The 11,288-nt window shown below is 69.7% G+C and carries 6 protein-coding genes; 5 read left to right on the forward strand and 1 reads right to left on the reverse strand.

What is annotated here, in order from left to right:
- Positions 1-179: 179 nt before the first annotated feature.
- A complete protein-coding gene (locus ACFU7D_RS25605; protein WP_378872698.1) occupies positions 180-2,006 on the reverse strand; it encodes a flavin-containing monooxygenase in 1,827 nt (608 codons plus the stop codon).
- Between the two features lie 104 nt (positions 2,007-2,110).
- Here ACFU7D_RS25605 and ACFU7D_RS25610 point away from each other — a divergent pair, with 104 nt between their 5' ends.
- From ACFU7D_RS25610 to ACFU7D_RS25630, 5 genes are all read left to right on the forward strand, one after another.
- Positions 2,111-3,292: a GAF domain-containing protein gene (locus ACFU7D_RS25610; RefSeq protein ID WP_378872700.1), complete on the forward strand. Its 1,182-nt coding sequence runs from the start codon at positions 2,111-2,113 to the stop codon at positions 3,290-3,292.
- Positions 3,293-3,438: 146 nt separating this feature from the next.
- The gene (locus ACFU7D_RS25615) at positions 3,439-3,762 is read left to right on the forward strand and encodes a CU044_2847 family protein (protein WP_378872702.1); all 324 of its coding nucleotides are present in this window, start codon (positions 3,439-3,441) and stop codon (positions 3,760-3,762) included.
- Positions 3,752-8,029: a trypsin-like peptidase domain-containing protein gene (locus tag ACFU7D_RS25620; RefSeq protein ID WP_378872705.1), complete on the forward strand. Its 4,278-nt coding sequence runs from the start codon at positions 3,752-3,754 to the stop codon at positions 8,027-8,029. Before ACFU7D_RS25615 ends, ACFU7D_RS25620 begins: the two co-directional genes overlap by 11 nt.
- 120 nt (positions 8,030-8,149) lie before the next feature.
- Positions 8,150-8,860, forward strand: a complete 711-nt coding sequence (locus ACFU7D_RS25625; protein WP_378872707.1) for an ABC transporter ATP-binding protein — start codon at positions 8,150-8,152, stop codon at positions 8,858-8,860.
- Positions 8,860-11,244: an ABC transporter permease gene (locus tag ACFU7D_RS25630; RefSeq protein ID WP_378872710.1), complete on the forward strand. Its 2,385-nt coding sequence runs from the start codon at positions 8,860-8,862 to the stop codon at positions 11,242-11,244. The genes ACFU7D_RS25625 and ACFU7D_RS25630 overlap by 1 nt, the downstream gene beginning before the upstream one ends.
- The last annotated feature ends 44 nt before the right edge of the window (positions 11,245-11,288 follow it).

Genomic DNA, 11,288 nt, shown 5'->3' on the forward strand with positions numbered 1-11,288 from the left:
ACACCGGTCAAGATGCGCCGACTCGGCAGGGTTACGACGCGGCTCGCTCGCTTCGCTTCGCGAGACACCGGTCAAGATGCGCCGACTCGGCAGGGTTACGACGCGGCTCGCTCGCTTCGCTTCGCGAGACACCGGTCAAGACGCGCCGACTCGGCAGGGTTACTACGCCGCGGGCGCGCTCAGGAGAGGTGATGCACAGGCGCCAGGTTGTAGACCGGCGTCTCGATCCCCTCGAACCGGGCCTTGAGCTGCAGCGCGAGATAGAGCGAGTAGTGGCGCGACTGGTGCAGGTTGCCGCCGTGGAACCAGAGCGCGTCCTGCTGGGTCGGCTTCCACATGTTGCGCTGCTCGCCCTCCCATGGCCCAGGATCCTTGGTGGTAGAGGAGCCCAGACCCCAGCACTTGCCGACGCGGTCGGCGACGTCCTGGCTGATCAGGTCGGCGGCCCAGCCGTTCATGGAGCCGTAGCCGGTGGCGTACACGACCAGGTCGGCGTCGAGCGAGGTGCCGTCCTCGAGAACCACGGCCGAGGAGGTCAGGTGGGAGACCTGGCCGTGGGCGAGCTTGACGTCGCCGTCGGCGACCAGCTCGGCCGAGCCCACGTCGATGTAGTAGCCCGAGCCGCGGCGCAGGTACTTCATGAACAGCCCGGAGCCGTCGTCGCCCCAGTCGTGCCGGAACCCGGCCTTCTCCAGCCGCGCATAGAAGTCGGCGTCGCGCTCGGCCATCTGCTCGTACAGCGGGATCTGGAACTCGTGCATGATCCGGTAGGGGAGCGAGGCGAAGACCAGGTCGGCCTTCTCCGTGGTCATCCCGGAGGCGAGCGCACGCTCTGAGTAGAGGTCACCGAGGCCGATGTCCATCAGCGTGTCGCTCTTCACGATGTGGGTCGAGGAGCGTTGCACCATCGTCACGTCCGCGCCGTGCTCGAACAGCGCGCCGCAGATGTCGAAGGCGGAGTTGTTCGACCCGATCACGACACACCGCTTGCCCTCGTACGCGTCCGGGCCCGGGTGCTTGGAGGAGTGGTGCTGCTCGCCCTCGAAGATGTCCATGCCCGGCAGGTCGGGGATGTTCGGCTTGCCGGACATCCCGGTGGCCATGATGAGCTGCTTCGGGTGCAGGGTGATCTCCTCCCCGCCGCGCGAGACGTTCACCGTCCACTCACCGTCCTCATCGGAGTAGGAGGCGCCGGTGGCGGTGGTCGAGGACCAGTAGGGCACCTCCATCACCTTGACGTAGGACTCCAGCCAGTCGCCGATCTTGTCCTTGGGCGCGAAAACCGGCCAGTTGTCGGGGAACTTCAGGTAGGGCAAGTGGTCGTACCAGACCGGGTCGTGCAGGCACAGCGACTTGTACCGGCCGCGCCACTGGTCACCCGGCCGCTCGTAGCGGTCGATAACGAGTGCGGGCACCCCGAGCTGGCGAAGCCGCGCGCCGAGCGCGATCCCGCCCTGACCGCCACCGATGATCACCGCGTACGGCTGCTCGGTCAGGCCCAGCGTCTCCGCCTCGGCCTGCCGCTTCTCGGCCCAGGTCACCCGGTCGCGGTTGACGCCGTGCTCGGCACCCTTCGGACGACGTACGCCGCGGGGCTCCTCGTGGCCCTTGAGCTCGTAGAGCGTGGTCAGGAACGTCCACGCCTTGGGGCGGTCATCCTCCACCTTGAGGCGCAGCAGCCCGCGGCCGCGCCCGAGGGCGGTCTCGAAGGTGAACCACGCCGTGGTCACGCCCGCATCGGTGGCCTCCGGCTCCTCGAGCGCGAACCCGGAGGGGTCGACGCGTTCCAGCGTGGTCGAGAGCAGGTCGGCGACCCCGGCCGGGTCCTCGACGGTGGTGATGTTCCAGGAGAAGGCGACAAGGTCGCGCCAGAAGCTCTTCGTGGCGAACAGGCCGGCGGCCCGGGGGACGTCGCGTGCCTTCAGGGCCGCCTCGAAGTCGGCGAGCCAGGTCTGCGCCGGGCCGTTCTGCATGGCCGGGGGAGGGGAGTCGAGTGTCTGCGTCATGCCTCCAGCACACCGCCGCGCGGGCGCGAGAGAAAGGGTTGCAACGGATTGCATGTGGCGCGGGTCACAGCGAGCACCTACCCTCGGAGACGGAGGTGGACGGCATGACAGCGACCGGAGCAGTCCCGGCGGGAGCGGACCTGCCGCGCCTCGCCCGCGACCTCGTACGCGTCCACGACGCCGTCCTGTCCGGCAGCCGCCCGCCGAGCACGCCCCGGATCCTGGTCGAGCGCTCCTGGCGCCGCGTCATGAGCATGGGTCTGGAGCCCGGCAGCAGCAACGGCAGACGTACGCCTTCGGCCGCCGAGTGCGCGACGCGAAGAGCCCGCTCGCCGCTGGCGACGGTGATCGGCGACCTGCGAGCGGTGCTGACCTCGGCGGCGGATGCCGCGACGTACCTCATGGTGGTCACCGACGCCGAGGGCGTGGTGCTGTGGCGCGAGGGCTCGGCGCGGGTGCTGCGGATCGCCGACCAGCTCGGCTTCGTCGAAGGTGCGCTGTGGACCGAGCGTGCGGTCGGCACCAACGCGATCGGCACCGCGCTGGCCGAGGCAGCCCCGGTCGAGCTCTTCTCCGCGGAGCACTTCGAGCAGGCCCAGCATCCCTGGTACTGCACCGCCGCCCCGATCCACGACCCCCGCACCGGCGCCCTGCTCGGCGTCGTCGACGTCAGTGGGCCTGCGTTGACCCTCCACCCGGCGATCGGCGCCCTGGTCGAGAGCGCGGTGCGCCTGGCCGAGATGAGTCTGTGGCGCCACCACCAGGAGTGGCTGGAACGGCTACGTCGCGAGACCGACCACGTCGTCTCCGCCGTCGAGGGTCCGCTGCTGGTCGTCGACGACGACGGCTGGGTCGCCCACCACGCCGGGATGGCCGCCCGGGACCGGATCGCGGCGCCGCGGCAGGACAAGATGCTGACCGTCCCGGGCCTGGGGCTGTGCCTGCCCGAGCGGGTCGGCGAACGCGGCTGGCTGGTCCGGCCGACCTCCTCGGGGTCGGGAAACCTGACCGCCCGCCTCGATCCGGACGGGACCCTCGAGGTCGTCTCGGGGTCGGGCAGCTGGCGCACCACCCTGACCCGGCGCCACGTCGAGATCCTCACCCTCGTTGAGGCGGCCGGCCCTGCCGGTCTCACCGCGCGCGGGCTCAGCGAAGCAGTCTTCGGGGACGCCGAGCACGTCGTCACCGTGCGCGCCGAGGTCTCCCGGCTGCGCCGCTCGATCGGTGCCCTGGTCTCGACCAACCCCTACCGCTTGGCCGACGGGGTCACGCTCACCCGGGGTTGAGGTCACGATCGGGGTCGTCGCCCTGGTCCTGTAGTTGGCAATTCGGCGATCACCCGCGCCGACCGCCGCTATGTTGGTGCGATCGCAGTCTTGGGAGGCGTTCGTTGATCGGTCGTTGGGACTCGTTCCCCGTTGTCGTCGCCGGAGTGGAGCTTGAGGTCGAAGTGGCTCGGCCGGCCGGCTCGGAGGACACCGGGCTCGGGGAGAAGACGCGCGAAGCCATGTCCGGAGCGTTCGAGCACGCGCAGGAAGCGATCGTCGCCGTAGCCACCTCGACCGTCGACACCATCGAGCAGCTGGGCAGCCGGACACGTCGGCCGGACGAGGTGCAGGTGAAGTTCGGGTTGAAGTTCTCGGCCAAAGGCAACGTGATCGTCGCCGGAGCATCGAGCGAGGCGACTCTGGAAGTGGCGCTGACCTACCGAGCCACCGCCGAACACGGCGTTGAACACAGCGTCGATGACATCTGACGATCGCGTTCCGGGATATCTCGGAAGGGTTCTCGACGCGGAGGGTCGTCCCGTCGGCACCTGCTTTCAGGTGGTGCCCGGTGTCCTGGTCACTGCATGGCACGTACTGCGGGACGCCGACGTCGGGAACCTCGGCGACGAGGTCAGGATCGAGCCGCTCGGCGGCGGAGACGGTTTCGCCGCGCGGGTCGAGAATGCCGACCAGCTGCGTGATCTCAGCGTGCTGCGTGCGGAGAGCGGCCTGGCAAAGGACGTGCCGGGCTTCGCGGCCGCGGACGGGACCCGGCTGCGGACGGACGTGCTGGTCACCGGCTGTGCGGATCTGCGCGACTCGCACCAGTACCAGTTCCTGGACGCGCCGGGCCAGTGGGCGGGTGGCACGACCCGGGACGACGGCGTGCGGTTGGGTCGGCTCACCGCCAGCGGTGTCATGAGGGGAATGTCGGGTGCCCCGGTCCTGGCCGACGGCGCAGTGGTCGGTGTCGTCCGAGCCAGGTACAACACCGACGACGGTTGGGGACGTGACACGGTCTGGGTCGCACGGACCGAAGACCTCGAGCCCCTGCTGCGAGACATCGGTGTCGAGGTGTACGCCCAGGGGAGGGCCGAGCGCGCCGACCCGCCCGCTGCGGGTGGCGTCTGTCCCTATCCGGGCCTTGCGGCGTTCGACAGCCGCCAGTCCGCCTGGTTCTTCGGCCGCAAGGATCTGACCGCGCGACTCCTCGAACGACTGGCGGTGGCCGAGGAGCGCGGGCTGCCGTTGATCGTGGTCGGTGTGTCCGGATCCGGGAAGTCGTCGCTCCTGCACGCCGGCCTCCAGGCCGCTCTTCTGCGGGGAGATCTGTCGATCCCCGGTTCCTCGGCCTGGCCACAGATCCGGTTGACGCCCGGCTCTCGGCCGCTGACCGAGCTGGTCAGTCACACCGCCGCAGTGGCAGGTGTCCCGGTGGGGACGTCGGTGGGTGACGTACGCGAGACCCCGGCGAGGTTCGCCGCTCTGGTGCGTCAGGCCGCGATCGCGCACGCACGGCAGAGCGGACTGGATGTTCCCGGCCGGGTGGTGCTGATCATCGACCAGCTCGAGGAGGTCTTCACCTTGTGCGAGGACGCTGCCGAGAGGGCAGCGTTCGTCGCCGCGCTGCGCGCCGCGGCCCACGGCGTCGCCGGCGACGAGACCACTCCGAGCGCGCTGGTGATCGCCAGCCTGCGTACCGACTTCTTCTCCGCCTGTGTGGAAGAACCGGGTCTGGCCGAGATCTTGCAGGACAACCAGTTCCTGGTCGGAAGGATGAGCCCGGCCGAGCTTCGGAGCGTGGTGGAGGGACCTGCCGAGGCCGTAGGTCTCCACCTCGAACCGGGCCTCGTCGATCGGGTGATCGATGACGTCGTCGACGCCTCCGGACATCAACCAGGCACCTTGCCGCTGCTCGCCTACGCGCTGGAAGCCACCTGGGGCAAACGACGTGGCAACACCATGACCCTGGCCAGCTATCAGGAGGCCGGGGGCGTACGAGGCGCGATCAGCACGGCTGCGGAGAACCTGTTCCGATCGATGGACGAGGAGCAACGACGGATCTTGCGGCGGTTGCTGCTGGCCTTGGTCGCGGTCGGCGACGGTTCCGACGACACCCGGCGCCGGGTGTCGAAGTCAGAGCTGACCGGTGGCGGCGAGCAGACCGGCAAGCAGACCGAGACCGTGCTCAACCGCCTGGTCGCCACCCGCCTGGTCACGGTCGACCGGGACACCGACGGAAACGGCACCGTCGAGATCGCCCATGAGGCTCTGCTCGGTGCCTGGCCCCGGTTGACCACCTGGCTCAGCGAGGACCGGACCGGCCTTGTCGTCCACCGCAGACTCACGGACGCGACGAGCACCTGGGTGCGGCTCGAGCGCGACGACGGGAGCCTGTACCGAGGTGCGCAGCTCGCCGACATCCGGGCCTGGCTGGACGAACGAGGCGACCGGAGGGCGAGCCTCACGGACCTGGAGCTGGAGTTCGTCACAGCGAGCGAGATAGCAGAGGAAGCCACCCGCGAAGCCATCCGGCGCAACAATCAGATGCTGCGCCGCGGGGTGGTCGCGCTGGCCGCTCTGCTGGTCGTCGCCATGGTCGCGGGCGGGCTCGCGATCTGGCAGCAGTGGGTCGCGGACAAAGAGAGAGCCACGGCGGAACGGCAGCGCACGGCCGCGGTGTCGCGGTTGTATGCGCAGGAGTCGGTTGCCGCCCGTGACACCGATCCTCGTCGATCCCTGCTCCTGGCGATGGCCTCGTGGCAGCTGGCGCCGACGGTCGAAGCACGCGGGGCCCTCCTGGCCACGCAGGTCGTTCCCTACCGGGGAGCACTCGACCCCGGGACGGCCCGACTGGTCGACACGGATCTGAGCCCGGACGGCAGGACGGCCGCGCTGTCGACGACCACCGGTTCCGTCACGTTGTGGGACACCCGGAGTCATCGGCAGATCGCTGAGGTGACCGGCGCGGACGACGAGTTCCCCACCGTCGAGTTCAGCCCGGACGGGAAGGTCCTCGGCACCACCCACGTCAGTGATCGACCGGATCACCGGCTGCGGTTGTGGGACCCGCGCACAGGAAGTCCGGTGCGCAGCCTTCCGGTCCCCGAGAACATCGTCGGTCTGGCCTTCAGCGAGGACGGCAACCGCCTCGCGACCGTCTCCCGTGACAGCCCGACGATCATGGTGTGGGACGTGAGCACCGGCCGACGGCTCAAGACCTTGGACAAGGGCGGCGCCGCCTCCGGGGTCGCGTTCAACCACGACGGCTCGCTGATCGCGGCCGGTGCGGGCGACAACAGCGTGCGGCTGTGGAGGACCGACACCGGTCGGCAGGTGGCCGTCTTCACCGGACACGAGAAGCTCGTGACCAGCGTGGACTTCAGCCCGAACGGTCGACTGCTCTCCAGCAGCAGCGCCGACGGGACCGTTCGGCTGTGGGACGTCCGAGACGCTGCGGGACCGAGCATCCAGGTGCTGCGTCCGACAGAAGAAGACGAGCTCATCATGGACGCGGAGTTCAGTCCGGACGGACAGCAGGTGGTCGCGGGCACGAACAAGGGCAAGGGCGTCCAACGGTGGCGCGTCGCCGACGGCGAGGCCCTGCCCGCCTTCTTCGGACACACCAACGGCGTCGGCTCGGTGGACTACCGTCGCGACGGGCGCACCGTGCTCAGCGGAAGCGTCGACGGATCGGCGATCCTGTGGCAGGCCCAGACGAACGTGATCTACCAGTCGCATGCCCCGGTGGCCGCGGCATTCAGCCAGGACCGGCGACTCCTGGCCTTCACCAGGGACGACACGGTCACGCTGTGGGATGCGGTCCGGCGGTCGTTCGTTCGAGAGCTGAAGACCGGCGTGGTTCATTCACTGTCGTTCAGCCCGGACGGGACCCAGCTGGCCACGGCAGGCGCCGACGGCTCGGTGCGGTTGTGGAGCACCACCTCCGGACGCTCGGGACGCCCCGGCACCATCGGGGAGGACATGGTGGCGTACTCGGTCAGGTTCAGCCCGGACGGAAAGACCCTGACTGCGCACGGTGGCCCGTCCTATGACGACTTGAGATCAGGCACCGCACGGTTGCCCGCGCGCTATGTCCAGCTGCACTGGGACCTCGCCGAACCCATCGCTGATCCCGTGCGGACCACCTACCAGGTCCGCGACGTCTCGACCGACCCGTACCCGACCGGTGACACGGCCTACTCGCCTGACGGGAAGCTGTTCGCGGTTCCGTTGAGCACCGATGCGGTCGAGGTGCGTCGAGCCGGGAACGGCAAGCTGGTCGACACCATCAGATCCGGTCACGGAAGTGTCACCTCGGTGGCGTTCAGCAACGACGGCACCGTGCTGGCCACCGGTGGGGCCGACCGAAATCTACGACTGTGGAAGGTCTCCTCGAGACGGCAGATCGGCTCCACGTTGAGCGGACACGACGGGGCTGTCAGCCGGATTGCCTTCCTGCCGGACGGCGACACGCTCGTCTCCGTCAGCCAGTCCGACGACTCAGTACGACTGTGGAGCCTCTCCGCGCACCGATCTGTGGCGGCAGTGCGAACCTTGGGCAACCTGAACGACCTCGCTGTGCAGCCTGAGACCGGGCTCGTCGCTGTCACGGGCGTCTACTCCCAGGTCGACATCCTCGAACCCGACCCGGACCGGGTGCTCGCCGATCTCTGCGCCGTCTTCCGCGGCACGTCGCTCGCCGAGGAATGGAAGTCCACCGGAAACGACCCGGACCAAGCTCCTCGATGTTGAGGGGCTGCCGGGATCAGGGATGACCCTGGGACGACCCTTGCCGATCAACCCCAGGTCGTACGCCCGGATCAGCCCCCAGCCCGATGTGCACTGACGCCTCCCGACGAGAGGCTCTGGGGCATGACACAGACCTCTGTTCCCACGATGACGGCCGCCGCCCGAGCGGTGGGCCTGACCAAGACCTACGGCAAGGGTGCCACCGAGGTGCACGCGCTGCGCGGGGTCGACCTGGAGATCCGCAGCGGCGCCTTCACCGCGATCATGGGCCCGAGCGGCTCGGGCAAGTCGACGCTGATGCACTGCCTGGCCGGCCTCGACCGTCCCACCAGCGGCGAGGTGACGGTCGCGGGCCAACCGCTGCAGAACCTCAACGACGACCAGCTGACCATCTTCCGGCGGGAGAACATCGGCTTCGTCTTCCAGGCGTTCAACCTGCTGCCCATGCTCACCGCCGGGCAGAACATCCAGCTTCCGCTGGAGCTGGCCGGCAAGCGGGTGACCGACGAGACCCGCGCCCGGGCGCAGATGATCGCCGACACCCTCGGCATCGGAGGCCGCCTCGGCCACCGACCGAGCGAGCTCTCCGGCGGCCAGCAGCAGCGCGTGGCCATCGCCCGCGCCCTGGTCACCCAGCCCGCGATCCTCTTCGCCGACGAGCCCACCGGAAACCTCGACTCCGAGACGTCGGCCGAGGTGCTCGACCACCTGCGCCGCAGCGTCCGCGAGCTCGGCCAGACCGTGGTCATGGTGACCCACGAGGCCTCCGCCGCGGCGTACGCCGACGAGATCGTCACCGTGATGGATGGACACATCGACGGGGTGACGCGCTGATGCGGACGGTGCTGTTCGCATCCCTGCGGACCTACGCCCGTCGGTACGCCGCGGCAGTCGTGGCGGTCATCGCCGCGGTCGCGCTGATCGTGGTGACCAACGCCCTCACCTCGGCGACGAAGTCGGGCCTGTTCGCGGGCATCGACGCGCCGTTCCGCAACGCGGTGGGCGCGGTCGACCTCCCCTCCGATGAGGTCACCGACAAGTACGTCGAGAAGGGCGGCTGGGCGCTGGCCCTCTCCATGAAGCCGGTCCGCACCGACGAGACCATGCTCGGCCAGGACATCATGGTCGGCGCGGTCTCCACCGAGAAGCGCTGGCAGTGGCAGGACCTCGAGGAGGGCCGGTTCCCGACCCGCGCCGGCGAGGCCGTGGTCGATGCGAACGCCGCCAAGACCAACAAGGTCGCCATCGGCGACACGCTGCAGGTCGGCAGCGGCACGACCGCGATCAAGACGACGGTCGTCGGCCTGGTGGACGCCCCGTCGATGTGGTCCTCGCCGATCTACGTCACCTGGCCCGAGATGCAGGGCTGGGACGACCAGTACGTCCAGGCCGTCATGACCGCGGGACCCGGTGCCGAGGCCGACAGCTGGCTGAACACCGACGACTACCTCACCGAGCTGCAGACCCAGCTCAACAAGGAGGTCAACGTCGTGGCGTACATGGTCCTGATCTTCGCCTTCATCGCGCTGTTCGTCTCCGTGCTGGTCATCACCAACACCTTCTCGATCCTGTTCGCCCAGCGGATGCGCGACTTCGCGCTGCTGCGCGCGATGGGCGCGACGAAGCGTCAGGTCCTGCGATCGGTACGCCGCGAGGCGCTCGCTCTCGGGGTGCTCGCTTCGTTGCTCGGCCTGGTGGTCGGCGTCCTGCTCGGCTGGGGGATCGTCGCGCTCGTACGGCAGCTCGCCGAGACCGCGCCGCTGGGTGCGGTGGCCTTCGAATGGCCCTGGCTCGTGGGCGCGTTCGTCCTCGGTGTGCTCACCACGCTGGTCGCCTCGTGGCTGCCCACTCGCCGGCTGATGCGGCTGAGCCCGCTGGCCGCGCTGCGGCCGCAGGAGGGCTTCGACGTACGCGGCGCAGGGATGTTCCGGATCGGTCTCGGTCTGGTCGTGGCACTGGCCGGAGTTGCGACGATCTTCGTGGCCGTGGGCTGGGACGACGCCCAGACCGGGATGCTGATCGTGCTGCTCGGCTGCGGGGTCACCTTCATCGGCGTGATGCTCCTCGGGCCCGCGCTGGTGCCGGGTCTGGTGCGGTTGGCCGGGTCGGCGCTGGCCCTCGTCGCCGGCTCCCCGGCGAAGCTTGCCGCGGCCAACGCCGGACGCAACCCGAAGCGCACCGCCGCGACCGCGGCATCACTCCTCGTCGGTGTCACCCTCACCACCGGCGTGCTCACCGGGATGGCGACCATCCGCGGTGCCACCCTGGACGAGATGGCCGAGCAGCACCCGATCGACATCGCGCTCCAGGCCGAGTCGAAGCCGCTGCCGGACTCGGTGGCCGGGGACGCGAAGGCGGTCCCGGGCGTCGCGGACGCGGTCGCCGTACCGGGAGCGATGGCATCGGTGCGGACCGACGGCAAACCCGTTCCGCTGCCCGTCGTCGCCCCGCCGGGCGGAGACATCGCTCTCGAGGACATGACCGTCAAGCCCGGCACCATGGTGATCTCCCCGGCGGCCGCCTCGGCCTTCGTGGAGGACGAGTTCGACGCGACAGGCGAGAAGGTCGAGCTGGTCGTCGGTGACCGGACCGCGACGGTGACCCTGGACGTACGCGAGATCGACGGGGCTCCGCAGATCTCCGCGGCCACGCTGCGGACGCTGACCGAGGACCCGCAGACGTACGCCGTCTGGGTCCGTGCCGACGCGGGCGCCGACCCGGAGGACCTGGCGGGAGCGCTCGGGGTGCTCGCCCCCGACGCCGAGCTCATCAACGGCAAGGGTCAGCGTGCCTGGGTCGAGCTGCAGCTGGACGTGTTCACCTGGGCCGTGATCGGGCTGCTGGCGATCTCGGTGCTGATCGCACTGGCCGGCATCGCCAACACCCTCGGCCTCTCCGTGCTCGAGCGCGGTCGCGAGCACGCCCTGCTGCGGGCGCTGGGCCTGACGCGGCGCCAGCTGCGGCGGACGCTGGCCGCCGAGGCGGTGCTGCTCTCGGCAGTGGCGGCCCTCGTCGGCACCGCGCTGGGCGTCTTCTTCGCCTGGGGCGGCAGCGAGATCCTGGTCGGCGACATGCTGCCCGACGCCACCTTCGAGCTGCCGGTGCTGCAGCTGATCGCGGTGGTCGTGGCAGCCGGCCTGGCCGGCCTGGTCTCCTGCGTGGCGCCGTCCAAGCGGGCCACCAAGGTCAGCCCGGCGGAGGGACTCGCGCTGGACTGACCATCGGTAGGAATGTGTTGGTCTCGACACGGACTCGTTCGTTC

Source organism: Nocardioides sp. NPDC057577 (assembly GCF_042801335.1).
In the GTDB taxonomy this organism is placed as follows: domain Bacteria; phylum Actinomycetota; class Actinomycetes; order Propionibacteriales; family Nocardioidaceae; genus Nocardioides.

What these genes read in the sequence shown, in the direction of transcription:
- ACFU7D_RS25605 (WP_378872698.1), bottom strand. Translation starts at nt 2,006, where the DNA reads ATGACGCAGACACTCGACTCCCCTCCCCCGGCCATGCAGAACGGCCCG.
- ACFU7D_RS25610 (WP_378872700.1), top strand. Translation starts at nt 2,111, where the DNA reads ATGACAGCGACCGGAGCAGTCCCGGCGGGAGCGGACCTGCCGCGCCTC.
- ACFU7D_RS25620 (WP_378872705.1), top strand. Translation starts at nt 3,752, where the DNA reads ATGACATCTGACGATCGCGTTCCGGGATATCTCGGAAGGGTTCTCGAC.
- ACFU7D_RS25625 (WP_378872707.1), top strand. Translation starts at nt 8,150, where the DNA reads ATGACACAGACCTCTGTTCCCACGATGACGGCCGCCGCCCGAGCGGTG.
- ACFU7D_RS25630 (WP_378872710.1), top strand. Translation starts at nt 8,860, where the DNA reads ATGCGGACGGTGCTGTTCGCATCCCTGCGGACCTACGCCCGTCGGTAC.